This window comes from Lysobacterales bacterium (assembly GCA_014946745.1).
In the GTDB taxonomy this organism is placed as follows: Bacteria; Pseudomonadota; Gammaproteobacteria; order Xanthomonadales; family Xanthomonadaceae; genus Aquimonas.
Map to the genome: position 1 here is coordinate 1577400 of JADCRD010000001.1, position 19883 is coordinate 1597282.

Annotated in this window: 14 protein-coding genes and 2 tRNA genes; 12 read left to right on the forward strand and 4 right to left on the reverse strand. The window is 68.1% G+C overall.

The window, feature by feature from the left end; all coding sequences use genetic code 11:
• Positions 1–72 precede the first annotated feature (72 nt).
• The 4 genes from rnd to H4O13_06130 all read left to right on the forward strand — a co-directional run bounded on the left by rnd (position 73) and on the right by H4O13_06130 (position 6330).
• Complete coding sequence (rnd, locus tag H4O13_06115; GenBank protein MBE5314963.1) at positions 73–1176, forward strand: ribonuclease D; 1104 nt, start codon at positions 73–75, stop codon at positions 1174–1176.
• Positions 1177–1251: 75 nt separating this feature from the next.
• A tRNA-Ala gene (locus tag H4O13_06120) sits at positions 1252–1327 on the forward strand.
• Between the two features lie 772 nt (positions 1328–2099).
• On the forward strand, positions 2100–4196 hold the full coding sequence (locus H4O13_06125) for a hypothetical protein (protein MBE5314964.1): 2097 nt from the start codon (positions 2100–2102) through the stop codon (positions 4194–4196).
• 61 nt (positions 4197–4257) lie between these two features.
• Positions 4258–6330 (forward strand): tetratricopeptide repeat protein, encoded by a 2073-nt coding sequence (locus tag H4O13_06130; GenBank protein ID MBE5314965.1) that lies wholly within the window; start codon positions 4258–4260, stop codon positions 6328–6330.
• A gap of 43 nt (positions 6331–6373) precedes the next feature.
• Here H4O13_06130 and H4O13_06135 read toward each other — a convergent pair whose 3' ends face one another.
• Complete coding sequence (locus H4O13_06135) at positions 6374–6826, reverse strand: hypothetical protein (GenBank protein MBE5314966.1); 453 nt, start codon at positions 6824–6826, stop codon at positions 6374–6376.
• A 306-nt stretch (positions 6827–7132) separates the two neighbouring features.
• Here H4O13_06135 and H4O13_06140 point away from each other — a divergent pair, with 306 nt between their 5' ends.
• Positions 7133–9187, forward strand: a complete 2055-nt coding sequence (locus tag H4O13_06140; GenBank protein MBE5314967.1) for a S8 family peptidase — start codon at positions 7133–7135, stop codon at positions 9185–9187.
• Positions 9188–9578: 391 nt separating this feature from the next.
• Here the strand turns inward: H4O13_06140 and H4O13_06145 are convergent.
• Positions 9579–9655: transfer RNA gene (locus tag H4O13_06145), tRNA-Arg, on the reverse strand.
• Positions 9656–9797: 142 nt separating this feature from the next.
• Between H4O13_06145 and H4O13_06150 the strand changes: the two genes are divergently transcribed.
• The 4 genes from H4O13_06150 (at position 9798) to H4O13_06165 (ending at position 14690) form a co-directional block, all read left to right on the forward strand.
• Positions 9798–11333 (forward strand): aldehyde dehydrogenase family protein, encoded by a 1536-nt coding sequence (locus tag H4O13_06150; protein MBE5314968.1) that lies wholly within the window; start codon positions 9798–9800, stop codon positions 11331–11333.
• Positions 11334–11671: 338 nt separating this feature from the next.
• Positions 11672–12718: a quinone-dependent dihydroorotate dehydrogenase gene (locus H4O13_06155; GenBank protein MBE5314969.1), complete on the forward strand. Its 1047-nt coding sequence runs from the start codon at positions 11672–11674 to the stop codon at positions 12716–12718.
• Entirely contained in the window at positions 12715–13773 is a 1059-nt protein-coding gene (gene murB, locus H4O13_06160) for a UDP-N-acetylmuramate dehydrogenase (GenBank protein ID MBE5314970.1), read from the forward strand. The genes H4O13_06155 and murB overlap by 4 nt, the downstream gene beginning before the upstream one ends.
• The gene (locus H4O13_06165; protein ID MBE5314971.1) at positions 13770–14690 is read left to right on the forward strand and encodes a DMT family transporter; all 921 of its coding nucleotides are present in this window, start codon (positions 13770–13772) and stop codon (positions 14688–14690) included. Before murB ends, H4O13_06165 begins: the two co-directional genes overlap by 4 nt.
• Before the next feature lie 190 nt (positions 14691–14880).
• On the opposite strand, the gene H4O13_06170 is transcribed toward H4O13_06165, so the two are convergent.
• Positions 14881–15726, reverse strand: coding sequence for a hypothetical protein (locus H4O13_06170; protein ID MBE5314972.1), 846 nt, complete (start codon positions 15724–15726; stop codon positions 14881–14883).
• Positions 15727–15920: 194 nt separating this feature from the next.
• Between H4O13_06170 and H4O13_06175 the strand changes: the two genes are divergently transcribed.
• Positions 15921–16205 carry a polyhydroxyalkanoic acid system family protein gene (locus H4O13_06175; protein MBE5314973.1) on the forward strand — a complete coding sequence of 95 codons (285 nt, stop codon included), beginning with the start codon at positions 15921–15923 and terminating at the stop codon, positions 16203–16205.
• Between the two features lie 284 nt (positions 16206–16489).
• Here H4O13_06175 and H4O13_06180 read toward each other — a convergent pair whose 3' ends face one another.
• On the reverse strand, positions 16490–17077 hold the full coding sequence (locus H4O13_06180; GenBank protein ID MBE5314974.1) for a hypothetical protein: 588 nt from the start codon (positions 17075–17077) through the stop codon (positions 16490–16492).
• Positions 17078–17308: 231 nt separating this feature from the next.
• Here H4O13_06180 and H4O13_06185 point away from each other — a divergent pair, with 231 nt between their 5' ends.
• Both H4O13_06185 and H4O13_06190 read left to right on the forward strand, forming a co-directional pair.
• Entirely contained in the window at positions 17309–18412 is a 1104-nt protein-coding gene (locus tag H4O13_06185) for a Glu/Leu/Phe/Val dehydrogenase (protein ID MBE5314975.1), read from the forward strand.
• Between the two features lie 133 nt (positions 18413–18545).
• Positions 18546–19703 carry an isovaleryl-CoA dehydrogenase gene (locus H4O13_06190; GenBank protein MBE5314976.1) on the forward strand — a complete coding sequence of 386 codons (1158 nt, stop codon included), beginning with the start codon at positions 18546–18548 and terminating at the stop codon, positions 19701–19703.
• The last annotated feature ends 180 nt before the right edge of the window (positions 19704–19883 follow it).

A 19883-nucleotide genomic window follows, 5' to 3' on the forward strand; every position in this document is an offset into this window, starting at 1 on the left:
GAGCGTGATCCAGTTCAAAGGATCAAGGCAAAACCGCTATCGTGGGCACCTCTTCAACGCAGGAACCGCCGCATGCAGTGGATTGACACGCCCGCCGACGCGTCTCGCCTTTCAGCATGGTCAGGGGAGCCAGGCCCTATCGCCATGGACACCGAGTTCATGCGCGAAAAGACCTTCTACCCCGAACTCGCACTGGTCCAGCTGGGGCGTCCGGGCGATGTGCTGCTGCTCGATGCTCCGCGGCTCGGCCGCTTTCCGGAGATGCAGCAGCTGCTGCAGTCGCCCGCGCTCAAGGTCATGCATAGCGCCGGCGAAGACCTCCAGGCCCTGCACTACGCGTACGGATGCCTGCCCGTGCCCTTGTTCGACACGCAAACCGCCGCAGGCCTGGTTGGGCTTGATCCATCCTTGAGCTACCAGAAGCTGGTGGCCGAGCTGTGCGGCGTCGCACTGGAGAAAGGCGAAACTCGCAGTGACTGGCTGCGAAGGCCGCTCAGCGAGTCCCAGCTGCATTACGCCGCCGATGATGTGCGCTACCTGCTGCAGCCGTTCGAGACGCTGTCGGGCCAACTCGATGCGCTGGGGCGCCGCGACTGGCTGCGTGAGGACTGCGAGCGCGCTCTGCAGCAGGCCATCGAGGCCGATGACCCGCAGCCGCATCTTGCCGTGCGTCCTGCCCAAGGTCTGCCGCGCGCAGCACAGGCCCGACTGCGACGCCTGCTGCTGTGGCGTGACCTGCAGGCACGAAGCAGCAACCGCCCGCGCAGCTGGATGCTCGACACGGGCCTTGCTGTCGAGATCGCCCAGTGCGCGCCGATGTCGCGCAACGCCTTCGAGCAGCTGCTGGACCGCAATCCCAAAGCGCCGCGGCGGCGTCGCGACGAGCTGTTCGAACTCGCGAACACGGAGCCCAATGCGGGCGACCTCGATATCCCCCTGGCCGAACTTCCCGACCCGAACGAGCGCGATTTTTTGCGCAAGCTGCAACAGGTGGTCGCTTCGGCGGCCTCGGAACTGAAGATCGCTGAGGCCGTGCTGGCATCGCGCCGCCACCTTGAGACGCTGCTGCGCGAGGGGCGCTGGTCCAAGCATTTGTCGGGATGGCGCAGAGGCGTGCTCGAAGCTCGGCTGGTTCCTCTGCTTCCAAGCGAGCAAGCGCGCAAGGCCAGCAATTGAGGCCTCGCAGGGCGGGCCGCGCTCCGTCTTGCCTATTGGCAGCGCGTCCCCCGCTGGCTATCATGCGCCACCGTTGGGGCGGTAGCTCAGCTGGGAGAGCGCTGCGTTCGCAATGCAGAGGTCGGGAGTTCGATCCTCCTCCGCTCCACCACGATTCAAGGAAAAGGCCACCGCATGCGGTGGCTTTTTCGTTTTCATGAGTCCGCAGAGAACGGGCGCCACGTGAGACGGCTTCGGCGTTGTCTGGCCTCAACGGCCGCTGGCGCCCCCCGCCGTCGCAAAGGGCCATCAGGCCCCGGCGCGCGGCAGTTTCGGCCGACAGAGCAACCCGGCTCCGCGGACTGATCAGCGGCGGGGCCCCGCTCGGGGCATAAAGATCTGCACCGCCCGCGAGCCGCCGCGCTCAGGACGCAGTCGAGCAAGGGAAGCTCTGATCGATCGGAGATTCCGGCGCGCCACGAACGGCGCGCGCCTCGATCGAGTAGCTCAGCGCTTGATCAGGGGGTAATGATGGCCTTGAGCCCAGCTCCCACGTGCAGGCCGCTGTCCGTGCGTGATGACAGATCCTCGTGACGGCGGAACCGACCGCGTGCGCCACCGGCAGCGGTCCGTTGCCTCCGATGGCGGCGGCGGTCGAACATCGCTTGGGCGCAGGGAGTCGGCCCGCCAGCGATTAGCAGGCTGCTGAAAAACAGCCTGCCGTCCGGCCAGGGATGGCCGGGACGACGAAGCAAGCGCGTAAGCCATTGATTCGTCGCGAGGCGGTACGGACCTGCGCCGGACCGCCGACTTGAAAGACTCCCCGGAAGGGAGTTCTTCAACACGCGGTTAGGGTCGACGACTGGCTCGGGACTGGCAAAGGTTCTGCACGGATCGGCCGCACTTTTGCGCATGCAGGGTCAGCCCTTCAACCGGAGCCCGTCATGATCAATCGCCCCCTGTTTGCCGCCGCCCTGCTGCTGGCGGCCCCGCTGGCGTCCGCCGCGACCTTGACCTGGCCGGCGCTGTCCGGCGGTGGTCCCTGCGCGGGCACGCTGCAGGCCTGTGTTGACGCCGCCGCGCCTGGCGATACCGTGCTGATCGGCGCCAACGAGTCCCTGCTGCCGGATGCATACACCGCGATCAACGAACCCGTCGTGATCTCCAAGTCGCTCACCCTGGCGGCCGCACCGGGCATCGACGCCGTGTTCGCGCCCGGCTTCAACGTCGGCTTCCAGCCCAACGTGCCGGGCCCGCACCAGGTGACGATCTCGGGCCTGGTGCTGCGCCAGGGCTCGGTCAGCATCCGCGACGAGGGCACCGTCGCCGGCAGCGTGTTCCGCGTCGAGCGCATGCGCATCGTCGAGCCCTCCGCGCCGAACGCGGTGCCCTGTGCGATCAACTTCGACCTGCAGAGTCCCTCGCCGCAGGTGATCGCGGGCGACAACGTGATCGGCGGAGGCGACACCGCGGGCGAACTGCGCAGCGGCATCTGCGCGTTCGCCGGCGGCGCCGGCACCACCATGAATGCCAGCATGTTCCGCAACCGGGTCACCACCGGCGCGGCCGGCCTGCGCAGCGGCATGAGCGTGGTGGTACCGGCCGCCGGCGGCAGCGTCGCGGTGTCCGGCAACACCGTCATCGGACCGCGCCTCGAACTGGGCATCTCGGTACAGCGCGCGCAGGGCAGCGCCCCCGCGACCGTGCGGGTCGACAACAACGTGGTCAGCGGGCAATCCGATCCGGCCGGCTGGGGCGTGCGCGTACTGGCCGGCAACAGCACGGCCACCGTGGTCAACAACACCCTCGTGTATGGCGCGCGCGGCCTGCTCGTCAGCGGTTTCGATGTGCTGCCGGTCAGCGGACGCGTAGCCAACAACCTGGTCGCCTTCCATTCGTCCACCGGCGTGTCGATCCCCGACGGCGGCGCGAGCAACAGCCACAACCTGGTGTTCGGCAACGCCTTCAATGCCTACACCGCGGGGCCGTTCACGGTGACTGCCGACCCGCGCATCCTGCGCCCGACCCATCCGCGGCCGACCAACAACTCGCCGGCGATCAACGGCGGCAACAACACCGACGTGCCGTCGCTGGCGCTGTTCGATGCCGACGGCGAGCGCCGCCGGACGCTGGCCGCGGTCGACATCGGCGCCTACGAGGCAAGCGGCGACGCTGCCGAACGCATCACCGTCACCGAGAACACGCGCTTCTTCAACGAGGCCTACATCGCGCCGTTCCCGGTTTCCTTCACGCCGACCGAGGCCCTGGTCGGGGTCGCGGGCTTTGGGACCTGGCCGATGGGCGCCTCCGCGCACAACCTCGGTGTGTATCCGAACCCTGCCGGCCCCACCGGCTGGTCGGTGTTCCTGCAGCCGATCGCGCTGCAGATGCCGGTCGGCGCCACCTTCCACATCCTCTCGCCCTTCGGCAGCAAGACCGGCATCCGCCACGCGACGGCCGCAGGCAACGTCAGCGGCGCCCTGACCTCCCTCGACGACGCCGAGCTCAACGGCGCCCTCAACCGCGCGCGCATCGCCGTGCCGTTCCATCGCTGGGATGGCCTCTACCACGACTACCCGATCGGCATGCGCTGGGTGTCCACCGGCGGCGGGCGCTGGCAGATCCGCAACGAGGACGGCACCGCGATGCCGTCGAACCAGAACTTCAACGTGGTGGTCGCGCCCTCGCTCAGCCCGAACGCGTTCCGCACCACGCTTGACGCGGTCGCCCGCCGGACGTGGCGGCTGGAGCATCCGCTGCTCGACGGTAATCCCTGCGCGGCCCCGATCGTCGGCCGCGTCGACGATCCGGACGTCGCCGGCGACACCCCCAACCCGACGCCGTTCGGCGTGGCCTACGAATCGCCGAGCGGCCCCGGCGCCCCGGGCCGCTGGGTGGTGGTCGCCGACGCCCCCTCCGGCACGCCCACCTTTGCCGCCGGCGCAGCCTTCAACGTGATCATCGACGGCGACCAGGCCAACCGCTGCCGCGCGCCGCTGCAGAACACGGTGTTCGCCAACGGCTTCGAGAACGGGGGCTAGCGGCCTTCCGGTACACTGCGGGCCGATGATTCGACCCCTGGCGATCGCAGTCCTTCCGTGCATGGCGATCGCGCTTCCGGCGGCCACGATCTCCGCCTCGCCCTCCGATTGCGCGGGCGCCGGGTTCGCTGCCGCCGCGCCCGCGCGCTGCGAGGATTTCGCCGGTTTGGATTCCGCCGCGCTGCTGGCGCGGGTCGATGCGCTGCGCGGCGACGACGATCTGTCTGGCGCCGAGCGCGCGCTGGCCTGCGCCGCACCGCGCGTACTGGCGCTGGACGATTTGCGCGCGCGCTACGAACTGGTGCGCCGCGCCGGCATTCTCGATTACGGCCGCGACCGGCCCAACGAGGCGCTGGCCGCGTTCGAATGCGCACTGCATCTGGCCGATGCCCTGGGCGACCGTGACGCGGCCGCGAGGCAGTTGAAGAACATCGGCAGCAGCCTGCGTCGGATCGGCGATTACGCCGGTGCCATGCGCGCGCTCTCGCGCAGTCTGCGGATGCAGCGCGAGCACGCCGACACCGCGGTCGGACCGGTGCTCAACAACATCGCGGACGTCTACCGCGACATGGAGCAGGACGAGGACGCCGAGCGCTACTACCGCGACGCCCTGCGCGCGTTCCGCGCTTCCGGCAATACCGTCCAGGCCGCGCACGTCTACGACAGCCTCAGCGAGATCGCGTTCGAGCGCGGCGATGCGGCCACCGCGATCGCCCTGCTCGACGACGCCCTGCGCGCGCTGCGCGAGCAAGGCGAGGACCACGACACAGGGCCTCACAGCGGCACGCGCCGCTATCGGCTGATGCTGCTCGCCGGCCGCGCGCGCGCGGCGATCGCCGGAGATGATCTCGCGCAGGCGCGAGCGAGCGTGGAGGAAGGCCTCGCCCTGGCGGCGTCGCATGCGCTACCGGTGCCGGTCGAACTGCAGCTGGAGGCGGCGCGGGTCGAGCGCCTCTCCGGCCATCGCGAAGCGGCACTCACGCGTCTGCGCAGCGTGCTGGCGGACGGACCGGAAGCGCCGGGCAGCCGCGCGGCGCTGCTGCGCGAAACCGCGGAAACCCTTGAAGCCCTGGGTCGTGGCGCCGAAGCGCTGGCCGCGCTGCGCGAGGCGCATGCGCGCGAGGTCGAGGATCTGCGCGCTCAGCGCGATCGCGGGCTGGCGTGGTCGAACGCGCGCTTCAATCTCAACGAATCGCGCCAGCGGATCGCCGAGGTCGAAGCCGAAAACCGCCGGCGCACGCTGATGCTGTGGCTGACCGTGGTGTCGGCCATCGCCGCGCTGTCGCTTGTGAGTCTTTACTTCCTGCGTCACCGGCAGCGCGCGCGTATGGCCGAGGCCGCGCGGCGCGCGCGCTACGAAGAGGCGCTGGCGCACTATCGCCGCGAAGCCGACGCGCTCGCCGAAGACCGTCGCCTGCTGCAGGCGCTGCTCGACAGCCGCGGCGATGCGCTGGCACTGCTGGATGCGGAAGGCCAGCTGCTGGCGGTCAATCGCGCCGCCTGCGCGCTGCTGGGCGAAGACCGCGAGGCGCTGTCAGGGCGGCCGCTGTCGAAGCGCTTGCCCGCCGGCGAGGCAGACGCCTTCGCCCGCGCGTTGGAACAGATGGAGGATGCGCAGCGCCAGATCCTGCCGATGGCGCTGGGGCCGGACGGCGCCGTGATCGGCGTCGAACTGCGGCCCTGGGAACACGGCGACGGCCTGATCGTGATCGCGCTGTATCCGGACGCGCGCGAGGCGGGGGCCGCGACGACCGGGGCCGAACCGGTTGCGTCTGCACCGCAGTCGTCGCGCAGCGGCGACGACGAGACCGCGCGCTTCCGGCGCGATCTCGTCGAACTGATGCTGGCGGTGATCGAGGCCTGGGAAAGCAGCACCGGCCTGCACCGGATCGAGCTGGCCGAACGCAGCCGCATCTGGTCCGTGGGCATCGACGACGGCCGCCTGCGAGCGCGTGCGATGGAGCGCTATCTCAGCCTGTCGAAACTGCCGCGCAACCCGCGCTGGCGCGATGTGCTGCGTTCGGCGTACTTCGTGCTCGGTCACTGTGAGAGGCTGGCCCCCGAGGCGCGCGAGGCGCTGCAGCGGCGGGTCGACGGCATCCTGGCGATGACCCGCCGGGATGCGCTGGCCTGAGGCTTCGACCGGATCGCCATCAGGCCGGCGACCGGCTCCGACTTCACGGCCCCAGCAGCGGGCTGCCCGGCACGGCGCAGATCACGCAGGCCCCTTCGAGCCCATGGCTGTAGTCGTACAGCGAATGGTGCGCGCTGTCGTTGTAGCTGGCGGGTCCGGTGATGTGGATCATCGCGTTCGGATGCCCGCTGAGCGAGGAACAGTGAGTGCGCGCGATGTAGGTCGCCATGTTCCAGCGGTCGACGATGCCGCAGCGGCCGTCCGACAGCCGCGGTGCCAGGCCTTCGGCAATGAGGCCTTCCGAGCCCAGGAGTTCCGCGGTCTCGTCCGCGATGGACTGCAGCTGGGTGGGGGCATAGCTGAAGGTCGAAACGATCACCGGCGTCTCGTTGGGCCCGGTGCACCAGTTGGCCGGCATGGTGTCGTGGGGACGCCCGATCGTGGGCAGGAACACGCCGGCGAGCAGCGCGGCCAGCAGGAGGGAAGTCGAGCGCATAGGCAGGTCGGATCTGGCTGGGACGAGCGGCCAGATTAGGGGTCGCCCCTGTTCCGGTCCATCGAAGCCGCGGGTACAAGCCGGGGAACATTCTCCGCAAGCCATTGATTTTCAATGTCGATCGGTGGGAGCGCAGCCGCGGTTGCGCTGGCCCGGCTTCTCCCTGCCGCGGCCCGGTTCGACACTCCTGGTCGATGGTCTTTCGTCGATAGGGTGTCGTCCGCCGCCCGGCCCTCGGCCCGGCGGTCACGACTGCGGCGGTTCCACCCCGTCCGCCGCGCCCGCCGTCATCGAACGAGGCTCCTCATGCGCCCCAAACACTGCCCTGCATCGCCCCTGTCCCTCTCGCTCTGTCTCGCGCTGTCCGCCCTGGCCGCTGCGGCATCCGCCGGCGAACTCCGCACCGTTGGCACACCCGTGCCCGGGAGTTACATCGTCGCCCTCAAGCCCAGCGCCGCACGCGTCGGCGAACAATCCGGTTCGCTGCCAACGACCGCCGCGGTGGCGCGCGAACTGGCGAGCCTGCATCGCGCCACTCTGCTGCACAGCTACGACCGCGCCCTGCGCGGCTTCTCCGTGCGCGCCGACGAGGCCGCGCTCGCCCGCCTGCTTGCCGACCCGCGCGTGGCCTGGGTGCAGCAGGACAGCGTGGTGGAGGCCAGCACGCCGCCCCCGGGCGTGGCCGCCAGCTGGGGTCAGGACCGCATCGACCAGCGCGCGCTGCCGCTGGACAACCTGTACGGCCCGCCGTCCTATGGCGCCGGCGTGCATGCCTACGTGATCGACAGCGGCGTCCGCGGCAGCCACATCGAATTCGCCGGTCGCATGGGCCAGGGTCACGCGGTGATCGTGGACGGCTACGGTACCGGCGATTGCATCGGCCACGGCACCCACGTCGCGGGCACGCTCGCCGGCAGCGCCGTCGGCGTCGCGCCGCAGGCGACCGTGCATCCGGTGCGGGTGTTCGGATGCACGCCGTACACCGCCACATCGACCATCATCGCCGGCATCGACTGGGTGATCGCGAATCGCGAACTGCCGGCGGTCGCCAATCTTAGTCTCGGCGGTCTGGCCAACGGTGCGATGGACACGGCGATCGCCAATCTCGTCGCTTCGGGCGTGACCACGGTGGTGGCTGCCGGCAACAGCAATGCCGATGCCTGCCTGTACTCGCCGGCCCGCGCGCCGCAGGCGATCACCGTGGCCTCAAGCACCCCGGACGACGTGCGCTCCTGGTTTTCCAACCACGGCAGCTGCGTCGACCTGTACGCGCCGGGCAGCGGGATCACCTCCGCCTGGCATACCGGCGACACCGAGTACATGCCGCTCAACGGTACATCGATGGCCGCCCCGCACGTCGCCGGCGTCGCTGCGCTGAAGCTCGAGCGCCGCCCGAATGCCACGCCCGCCGAAGTCTCCGAGATGATCCGCGAGTCGGCGACGCCTGCGATCAACGACGCCGGTTTCACCAACCTGCCGCAGCCGCTGCTGTACGCCAACGGCGACGATCAGGTGCAACTGGTGCACCAGCAGAGCGACGCCAGCGGCAAGATCACCATCGGCCTGTTCCAGCGCCAGGTCGAGATCGCGCGCGGCCAGCATCTGGAGGTGGCGATCGAAGTGCCCGACGGCTGGGTCGTGATCGGCGGCGGGGCCGAAGGCGAACTCCTGCCGACCGGCCATCTGCTGACCGCGTCCTATCCGGAAGCCGGTTACGGTGCCTGGCGCATTTCGACCTCCGAACATCTGTCGCCGCACCCGGCGCAGATCCGCGGCTGGGCGATCGCGATGAAGATCGAAGGCTGGTCGCGCAGTTCGCTGATGCGGCAGTTGACCGTGGTGCCGGCCACCAGCGATACCGCATCGCAGCCCGACGCGGTTGCCTATCTCCCGGTGGGTTACACCCTGCTCGGCGGCGGTTTCCGGATCCAGACCGAAGGCGTCGGAAGCTTCGCTACGCTGTCCGCACCGGTGCCCAATCCGCTGTCGGCAAACATCCGCAGCCTGCCGGGCTGGCAAGCGCGGGCGAAGGATCATCTGCAGTCGTCGCCGGCGACCGTGACCGCCTACGCCATCGGCATCCGCAGCACCATCAACGGCGTCGGCAATGTACACAGCACGATCGATCAGGCGACCGCGCCGGCAACCGCTCATCCACAGGCCGCGGTGGATGTGCCGACCGGCTACGCCCGCAGCGGCTGCGGCGCGTTTGTGGATTGGAGCGGCGCCGGCAGCCTGCTGTGGCGGATCCAGCCGACGTTCGGCGAGCAGGGTGCCGGCTGCACGCTTTCGGCGAAGGATCATCTGACGCCGAGTCCGGCCGGCCTGCTCGGCTACGCCATCGGCGTGCGCGTGTTCTGATCGCGCACGGCGACCGCGATCCGTCGCGATGACGGGTCGCGGCGGACGCTCCAGGGTCAAGGGCGCTGCTCGACCCGAAGGCCTCGACTCTCGAAGGGTTTCGCGACGCTCGTCAGGAGAATTCCCCGATGCGTCTCAATGCGCGCGTGTGCACAGCGCGAGCGCGGCTCGCGCGCCACTTCGCTTGCGCGGCCACATGGGCAGGGACTCTGCGCTGACGCCGATGCACGCCCCGCGCGCGCGGCCTGCGCGACCGTCCGACCGCGATGCAGCACAACCGGTTGAGCTCAGCGAAAGGCCACCGCACGCGGTGGCCTTCTCGCTTTTTCGAGTTCCCAGACCGTGCACCGCGCAGGCAAGCGCCTTAGCATTGCCTCGCCTCCACGACCGATGGCGCCCCCGGCGCGATTTGAACGCACGACCTTCCCCTTAGGAGGGGGACGCTCTATCCAGCTGAGCTACGGGGGCTGCGGGCGCGGATTCTGCCACGCCTCGGGCTTTGGCGGTGAGCGGCGCAACGGCCGTCAGCAGGGCCTGTAGTAAACTGCGAAGTCAGTCGCGCCCGCTCGGGTCGCAGACGCCCCCTTCGCTTCCTTCGCAGGTACTTCGCATGAGCTCCCCGCTGCTGCAGGCCCTCGGCCTGTCCGCCGTCAATTCCGGCACCTACCTCGGTCAAGGCGAATGGTCGACCACCACCGATGCGGGTGTGCTGCAGTCGATCAACCCGACCACCAACGCACTGATTGCCGAAGTGCACGCCAGCAGCGAAGCCGACTACGCCACCGTGATCGCGCGCGCCCAGGCCGCCTTCAAGGTCTGGCGCACCACCCCTGCCCCGCGCCGCGGCGAAGCCGTGCGTCTGTGCGGCGAAGCACTGCGCAGGCACAAGGATGCTCTGGGCTCCCTGGTCGCACTGGAGATGGGCAAGAGCAAGCCCGAGGGCGACGGCGAGGTCCAGGAGATGATCGACATCGCCGACTTCGCCGTGGGCCAGAGCCGCATGCTCTATGGCTACACCATGCACTCCGAGCGGCCAGGCCACCGCATGTACGAGCAATACCACCCGCTCGGCTTGGTCGGCATCATCAGCGCCTTCAACTTTCCGGTCGCGGTGTGGGCGTGGAACTCCTTCCTTGCGGCGATCTGCGGCGACATCTGCATCTGGAAGCCGTCCAACAAGACGCCGCTGACTGCGATCGCCTCGATGAAGATCTGCAATGAGGCCCTGCGCTCCGGCGGCTTTCCGGACATCTTCTTCCTGATCAATGACGCCGGCATCGAGCTGGCTCAGCGCTTTGTGGACGACCGCCGCATTCCGCTGATCAGCTTCACCGGCTCCACTGAAGTGGGCCGCACCGTGGCCGAGCGCGTTGCGCGGCGCATGGGCCGCAGCCTGCTGGAGCTTGGCGGCAACAACGCGATCATCCTCGACGAGTCCGCCGATCTGAAGCTGGCGATTCCCGGCATCGTCTTCGGTGCGGTCGGTACCGCCGGCCAGCGCTGCACCACGACCCGCCGCCTGCTGGTGCACGAATCGATCTACGACACCGTGCTGGCCACGCTGGTCAAGGCCTACAAGCAGGTCGAGGGCAAGATAGGGGACCCCACCGACCCGGCCAACCTGGTGGGCCCGCTCAACAGCCGCGGCGCCGTTCAGCAGTTCCTGTCTGCGATCGAGAAAGCCAAGGCCAGCGGCGGCACGGTGGAAGCTGGCGGTGCGGCCATTGATCGCCCCGGCAATTTCGTCCTGCCGACGATCATCACCGGCCTGAAGAACAGCGATGAAGTGGTTCAGCACGAGACCTTTGCGCCGATCCTCTATGTCATGAAGTTCAAGACGCTGGAGGAAGCCATCGAGATGCAGAACGGCGTGCCGCAGGGCCTGTCGTCCTCGATCTTCACGCAGAATCTCAAGGCGGCCGAGCAATTCCTGTCGGCGGCCGGATCGGACTGCGGCATCGCCAACGTCAACATCGGCACCTCAGGCGCTGAGATCGGCGGCGCCTTTGGCGGCGAGAAGGACACCGGCGGCGGCCGCGAGTCGGGCTCGGACGCTTGGAAGGTCTACATGCGCCGGCAGACCAACACGATCAACTACTCCGATGCCCTACCTCTGGCACAGGGCATCCGTTTCGACATCGATTGAGCTACGGCGCAGGAGCGGGACGCTTGCCGTCCCGCCCCGATGCCGCGCGAGGCGCTCGTGGGGGAGCGAGCGCGTGTGAGGGGGCGCGGCTTCTTTTCTCGCTAGCAGGCTATTGAAAAACAGCCTGCTGGCCCGGCCAGGGATGGCCGGGACGACGAAGCAAGCGCGTAAGCGATTGATGTGTCGTGAGGCGGTACGGATCTGCGCCGGACCGCCGACTTGAAAAACTCCCCGGAAGGGAGTTTTTCAACACGCTGCTAGCGGCTCCATGTCTCGACCGACGGGACGGACGGCCGGTTGCGGCCTCCCTGCCCGGCTCCACGCTTGGAAACCTCTCCATGTACACGTTTGCCCGCCCGCTGCTCATGATGATGGACGCCGAGCGCGCCCATGACCTCGGGCTCGCGGGGCTTTCCTCGCTGTATCGGCTGGGCCTGAACCCCCTAGTGGCGCAGCGCTCCAAGCCGCTACCTGTGAAGCTCTGGGATCTCGAGTTCCCGAATCCGGTGGGTCTTGCGGCCGGACTGGACAAGAACGGCAGCCACATCGATGCGCTGGGTGCGCTCGGCTTTGGCTGTATCGAGATTGGTACCACCACGCCGCGCCCACAGGAAGGCAACCCCAAGCCGCGCATGTTCCGTCTGCGCTCGCACGCAGCGGTCATCAACCGGATGGGCTTCAACAACGAGGGCGTCAACACGCTGTTGGCCAACGTTGAGCGCAGCCGCTACCGCGGCGTGCTCGGCATCAACATCGGCAAGAACAAAGACACGCCGAACGAGCGCGCCTTCGAGGATTACCTCTACTGCCTCGAACGGGTGTTCCCGGTGGCGAGCTATGTCACGGTCAACATCTCCTCGCCCAACACAGCCGGCCTGCGCGACCTTCAGGGGGCTGACGAGCTGCATCGCCTGCTGAGCCAGCTGCGCGAGGCACAGGAGCGCCTTGCCGCCAAGCATCGCCGGCGCACCCCGATCCTGATCAAGGTGGCGCCCGACTTGAGCGACGAGCAGATTGAGCGCATGGGGCTGATCCTCGCTGCGGCTCGGGTCGACGGCGTGATTGCCACCAACACCACCGTTGATCGCCTGCCGGTCGAGGGGCACCCGCTGGCGAAGGAGACTGGCGGCCTTTCGGGCCGTCCGCTTTACGGCCGCTCCACCTGGGTGCTCCGCCATCTGCGCTCGCACTTGCCGGCCTCGATTCCGCTGATCGGCGTGGGTGGCATCCACACCGGGGCCGACGCAGTCGGCAAGATCACGGCGGGTGCCAGCCTGGTGCAGCTCTACACGGGCTTCGTGTACCGCGGACCGATTCTGATCCGTCAGTGCGTGGAAGCCATCCGCCGTCGTCGCGAGCACCCCGTGCGCGGCCTGTCGCGATGAGTGCAGCGGTGGCCTGGCGATGCGATGTCGATCTCGCCGCCCTCAACACCTTCCATGTGCAGGCACGGGCAAGGCGCTTCTGCCGGGTGGACAGCGTCGAAGCCTTGCAGGCGGCGGCAGCAGACTGCCGCGCCCGCAATGCACAGCCCTTTGTGCTCGGAGGCGGCAGCAACCTGCTGATCGTCGGTGATCTCGACATGCCGGTGATCCAACCGGCTCTGGCCGGACTGTCGGTCGCGTCGATGAATGACGGCTGCGTCGAGCTGCAGGCGGCGGCAGGCGAGCCCTGGGATGCGGTGGTGTCGTTCGCCTGCCGCGAGGAACTGTGGGGCGTTGAGAACCTCGCGCTGATTCCGGGGACGGCGGGAGCAGCTCCGGTGCAGAACATCGGCGCCTATGGCGTCGAGCTGGGCGACTGCCTGGCCTGGGTCGAGGCGCTGGACCTCGTCGATCTCAGCCTTCGGCAGCTGTCCAGAGACGAGCTCGCATTGGGCTATCGCGACAGCCGCTTCAAAGCCGAGCCTGGCCGTTGGATCATCACCCGCATCGCCCTTCACCTGCAGCGCAGCCCGCAGCCGAAGCTGGGTTACGCCGGCTTGCGCGAGGCGTTCGGAGACAGGAGTCCGACCCAGCCTGGCGAAGTGGCGGATGCGGTGCGCGCGATCCGTCGGCGCAAGCTGCCTGACCCGCATCAGATCGGCAACGCCGGAAGCTTCTTCAAGAATCCGGAAGTGACAGACGCGATGGCCACCAGGCTCGTGGCTGAGCACCCAGGCCTTCCCGCGTTCCCCGGCAGTCGGGCCGGCCTCTGCAAACTGTCCGCCGCCTGGCTGATTGAGCGCGCCGGCTGCAAGGGTCTGCGGCGTGGCGATGCAGGCGTCTCGGACCAGCATGCCCTCGTGCTGGTCAACCACGGTGCGGCGAACGGCCGGGAACTGCTCGACCTTGCCTGGGAAGTGCGCGATCGCGTGCACGGGCGTTTCGGAGTTGAGCTCGAACCGGAGCCGATCGTCCTCGGCGAGACCCGCCCGGCGCGAGAGCAGCCGCGCGCATGAACGCTGGCGCGCTCGCTTCGGCCCAGGTGTGGCGTGCGGTGCTGCTGATGCTCGCCAGCGCCTGCCTGTTCGGCTGCATGGCGGTGGTCATCAGGCTGGCCTCAGCGCAGCTGCATCCGTTCGAGATCGCCTTCTTTCGCAACCTGTTCGGCTTGGTGTTCGCCCTGCCCCTTCTGCTTCGCCACGGGCCGGGCCTGCTCAGGACGTCGAAGCTTCCTCTCTATTTCTTCCGCTCGGCGATCGGCATCGTGTCGATGCTGTGCGGCTTCTGGGCCATCGTGAACCTGCCCTTGGCGCAGGCGGTTTCGCTGTCGTACTCGACGCCGCTGTTCGTGACCATCGGTGCCGTGCTGGTGTTGGGGGAAGTGGTGCGCGCGCGGCGCTGGACTGCCGTGGCACTGGGCTTCGTGGGCGTGATCTTCATCCTCCGGCCAGGCTCGGAGTTCAGCCCCGGCGTGCTGGTGGCCCTGCTGGCCGCGGCGCTGAGTGCAGCGGTGGCGATCAGCATCAAGTTCCTGTCGCGCACCGAAAAGCCTGACGCGATCGTGCTCTACACCACTCTGCTGTGGGTGCCGCTGTCGCTGCTGCCCGCGCTGTGGGTCTGGGAAAACCCGCAGGGCATCACTTGGCTGTGGATCGTGCTGGCGGGCTTCTTCGGCACCGCCGGGCACATGTGCTGGGCGCGCGCACTGCAGCTCGGCGATGCCTCGATGCTCACGCCGATCAGCTTTCTGCAGGTGCCGATCGTCGCCACGGCGGGCTATCTGCTCTTCGAGGAGCATCTCGATGCCTGGATCGTGGTCGGAGCCGGCATCATCTTCCTGGCCAACGCCTACATCGCACACCGCGAGGCGCAGCTGGCGCGTCGAGCGGTGACCGATCCGGAGATCGCGAACGAACCGCCTGCCGCGCGCTGAAGGCACCGTAAACTCAGCGGGGGCGAGAAAAGCCCGCAGGCCGTAGCGAAGGCCGCGGCCGGCGCTCCTGGCAAAGCGCGGCGCATGCAGTCCAGCCGATCATGCGAATGCGACCGCTGCAGACCTCACCCTGCTCGCTGTCGACGCGAAGCCAGCGGGGAGAGCGGCGGGCGAAAGGCGCTGGCGGAGCTCAGTGTGGGGCGTACAGGAACAGCGCGATCAGTGCGCCGGCGATGGCAGCGGCGGCCGCGATCAACCAAACAAAGTTGAAGCTGCGCGAGGCTTCATCCGCCGCCGCTGCCGCAGGAGCGGGCGTCGCCATGGCGGCCGCCTGGGCGAGTTCAGCCGCGCGCATCGGCTTGACAGGCGTATGCGGGTCGTCGCGTCGTCCAGGGCGCAGCCCTGGGGCTTCGAGCACGAATCGGGCGCTGCCTACGCGGAGCTGGTCTCCGGGCAGCATCCAGCTAGCCGTCAAGGGATGGCCGTTGAGCTCGAAAGCAGCGCCCTGCTGCGGTGATTCCGCCTGCACCAGGCAGCGGTCGCCATACCAATGCAGGCGCAGCTGGATCGGAGCCAAGCCCTCTTCGTCGACACAGAGGTCAGCGCGCTCGCTGCGACCGATGCTGAGACTGGGAGCGAAGCTGAAGCTCCGCCCGAAGTAGGGACCGGAGACGCCACGCAGCACCACGCGCGGTCCACCGGCGCGGGCGCCCTGAGCGGCTTCCTCGGCCGGTGGCAGCGGGGCGTTCGAGACCGGGCCCTGCACTTGCAGGCGCACCCGGTTGAGCGTCAGCACATCACCGGAGCGCAGCAGGGCCAAGCTGCGCACGGGACGCGCATTGAGGTAGGCCAAGGCGCCCGGCGCCAGACGCAGCGCACAGATGCGACGCTCTGGCTGCAGCTCGATGCGCGCGTGACCCGGCTTCAGCCCTGCGGCTGGCAGGCACACGGTATCTGCCGCCTCGGAACCGATACTGAGGCTGCCGCGTGTCAATTCGAGGCCGGCGTGCTCGCCGTTGGGGAATGTGAAGCGCATGCGGCATCCTAACGCGAGCCTTGCCCGCCATCTAGCGACCCAAGGCAAGGCAGCGGGCAAGCGTCACCACCAGGGTGTCGACTTTGCCTGCTGACCGCACCGCGCATACTCTGCGCCCCTGGCAAGCGCCTGCACCGGCGCACACCGTGCTGCACCGCTCAACCGTCTGCCACCGATCGACGAGCCCCCTCACCATGCCGAGCATTCAAATCTCCCGCCGCCACACGCGCTCAATGAAAGACGCGCGGGTGGCCATCGAGCACGTCGCCGAAAAGCTGGCCGAGAAGTTCGCCGTCGAGTACGCATGGGAAGGCAACACCCTGCATTTCGAGCGCATGGGGGTGAATGGAAACATCGCTCTGGGGCGGGGTAAGGTCGACGTGATCGTCAAGCTCGGCTTTCTGCTTTCGGCGCTGCGCGGTCCGATCGAGGCCGAGATCCATCGCTACATCGATCGCGAACTCGGCCCCGAGGAGTAGAGGCAACGCGGATCAGGCACCGAGATGCTTCGCCCGCGATGGCGCGCGGCCATGCGGGAGGCGTCAGCCCTGCCCAAGGCAACACGGATCAAGTCCCTCCAGGCCTTGATCCGTGGCCGCGAGTCCGGCACAGGTCCGGACTCGTTCGGCCGCTATGCAGCGACGCCTTCGCTTAGCTCGGTCACGCTGGATCAAGCACGTGCGTGCCCGATCCGCGGGCGCGCCCTCCATGGCGCGCGGCAACGCTGAATGCTTCAGCGTTGCCCTAAACACGCAGGCCTCGATCAGCCCGGCGGGCGAATGTCGATCGTGGCCTCGAAGTCATAGACGATGCGCACGGTGTCCTTACGACGCTTGCCGCTGGTCGAGGTCAACAGTCGCGGCAGGCCGCTGTCCTTGCACACAGCCATCTCGGTGGTGCTGTCGCTCTCCATGCCCATGAACTTGCCCTGGGTGGTGTAGCGATAGCGGATCGCATCGCAGCCCTCGACGACGCCCTCGCCGATGCGTTCGACCTCGACCAGACCGCGCTTGCCCTCTTCGATGGCGTTCGCGCTGTAAGCCTCGACCATGCGCGACATGTTCATCGGCATCTGCATCCAGTTGCCGTCCACCCGCATCCACGTGCCCTGTGGCAGCAGGATCATCTCGCTCTCCGGCGAGCGCATGTGAAAGCTCGCCGGCAGCTGCACGTCCATCTCCTGGGTGGTGGTGCGGCCGCGACTTTCGATCGCCATGTGCATGCGGTAGCTGCCGTGCGCGAGCGTTTCTTCCCAGGCCGCCACGACTTCGTCGCGCGGATCGGCGTGTGCGGTATCCGCGCCAAGAGCGGCGATGGCGATGCAACACAGCAGGTGCAGTGATCGACTCATGGGGGTCTCCGGTGGGTTGAAGAATCACTGCGTGGACAGGCTCTCCGCCGCAGCTGTAGTCGTCAGTACGTACATCGCTGCAGAAAACCGACATCCGGCGCACGCAAGTTTGCGCTGCAGCGCAGGGTGTCGCCGGCGAATGTCCGGGCTAGAATGCGCGGCTTCCCGGATCCGATTGCGCATCCGGGCGTTTCCACGCAACGGGCTGCCCCCGCCCCACCGGAGTCTGCAATGATCTTCGAAACCCTGTCGCGCACCGGCCATGAGCAGGTCGTGTTCTGCCACAACGCCGATGCCGGCCTGAAGGCCATCATCGCCATCCACAACACCGTGCTGGGCCCGGCGCTGGGTGGCACACGCATGTGGAACTACGCGAGCGACGAGGAAGCGCTGAATGACGTGCTGCGCCTGTCGCGCGGCATGACCTACAAGGCCGCGGTGTCGGGCCTGAATCTGGGCGGCGGCAAGGCCGTGATCTGGGGCGACCCGAACAAGGACAAGTCCGAGGCGCTGTTCCGCGCCTTCGGCCGCTTCGTGAACTCCTTGAACGGTCGCTACATCACCGCCGAAGACGTCGGCATCGACGTCAACGATATGGAATACGTGCTGAAGGAGACCGAGTTCGTCACCGGCGTGCACCAGGTCCACGGCGGCTCGGGCGACCCCTCACCATTCACCGCCTACGGCACCCTGCAGGGCCTGATGGCAGCGATGAACGTCAAGCTGGGCCACGAAGAAGTCGGCAAGCTGAGCTATGCCGTGCAGGGCGTGGGCCATGTGGGCATGGAGTTCGTCAAGCTGCTGCGCGAGCGCGGCGCCAAGGTGTATGTCACCGACATCAACCAGAAGGCGGTGGCCCGCGCGGTCGAGGAGTTCGGCTGCGAAGCCGTGGGCCTCGATGAGATCTACGACGTGCCGGCCGATGTGTTCTCGCCGACCGCGCTGGGCGGCACTCTCAATGAGAAGAGCATCGATCGCATCAAGGCCGGCATCATCTGCGGCGCGGCGAACAACCAGCTGGCCACCGATGCGATCGGCGACGAGCTGCATCGCCGCGGCGTGCTGTACGCGCCGGACTACGCGGTCAACGCCGGCGGCCTGATGAACGTCTCGCTGGAGATCGACGGTTACAACCGCGAGCGCGCCATGCGCATGATGCGGACGATCTACTACAACCTCGGCCGCATCTTCGAAATCAGCGCACGCGACAACATTCCGACCTACAAGGCCGCGGATCGCATGGCCGAAGAGCGCATCGTCGCTATCGGCAAGGTCAAGCTGCCGCACATGGGCAATGCAGCGCCGCGCTTCCTGGGGCGCATGCGCAACGGCTGAGCTGCCCTCACGCGATGACGCGATGCGCATGTCCACTGCGGCATGCTCATCGCGTCAGTGCCCTGCCCGCCCTTCGTCCATCCCGTGCCGCGCGCCCGCCGGCGCCCGCACGCAACATCACCGGAGCCAGCCCATGCGAGCCTTTGAACTCGGCGAAGACATCGACAGCCTGCGCGAAGCCGTCGCCCGTTTCGCCGCCGCCGAGATCGCCCCGCGCGCCGAGGCCATCGACCGCGACAACGCGTTTCCGATGGACCTGTGGCGCAAGCTGGGCGAGATGGGCCTGCTCGGCATCACCCTGCCGGGCGAGTACGGCGGCTCGGAGATGGGCTACCTCGCGCATCTGGTGGCGATGGAGGAAATCTCTCGCGCCTCCGGCTCGGTGGGTCTCTCTTACGGCGCGCACAGCAACCTCTGCGTGCAGAACCTCTACAACCACGGCACGCCCGAGCAGCGCGAGCGCTTCCTGCCCAAGCTCTGCAGCGGCGAGTTCGTGGGCGCGCTGGCGATGAGCGAGCCGGGTGCCGGCTCCGACGTGGTCGGTTCGATGGCCTGCCGCGCGGAACTGCACGGCGACACCTGGATCGCCAACGGCAGCAAGATGTGGATCACCAACGGCCCTGACGCCGACGTGCTGATCGTCTACATGCGCACAGCCGACAAGTCGGAAGGCTCGCGCTGCATGACCGCCTTCCTGGTCGAAAAAGGCATGAAGGGCTTCAGCACCGCGCAGAAGCTCGACAAGCTCGGCATGCGCGGCAGCAACACCTGCGAGCTGGTGTTCAAGGACTGCGAGATCCCCGCCGCCAACCTGCTGGGGGAAGTGCATCTGGGCGTGCGCGTGCTGATGTCGGGCCTGAACAGCGAGCGCCTGGTGCTCTCCGGCGGGCCGATCGGGCTGATGCAGGCGGCCATGGATATCGTGCTGCCCTATGTGCGCGAGCGCCGCCAGTTCGATTCGCCGATCGGCCGCTTCGGCATCATGCAGGCCAAGATCGCCGACATGTACACCGCCCTGCAGTCTTCGCGCGCCTTCGCCTACTCGGTGGCCCGCGAGTACGACCGCGGCGTGCGCTCGCGCGTCGATGCCGCGAGCTGCCTGCTGCATTCGTCGGAGTCAGCGGTGAAGGTGACGCTGGAAGCCATCCAGACCCTGGGCGGCAACGGCTACATCAACGACTACCCCACCGGCCGCCTGCTGCGCGACGCCAAGCTCTACGAGATCGGCGCCGGCACCAACGAGATCCGCCGCATGCTGATCGGCCGCGAGCTGTTCGAAGGGCGGTTCTGAAAGAGCTGGGATTGGGGATTCGGGATTCGGGATTCGTCGGCTTGACAGTGAGGCCTGATCGCTGATCCCGCGTTGCCGCTTCGCAAACTCGCAAAGCATTCGCTGTCTCAGCCTGGCGACTGCATAGGGTGGGCCCCGGCCCACCGCACCTGAACGCTGGCCCCATTCACCGCTCGAAGC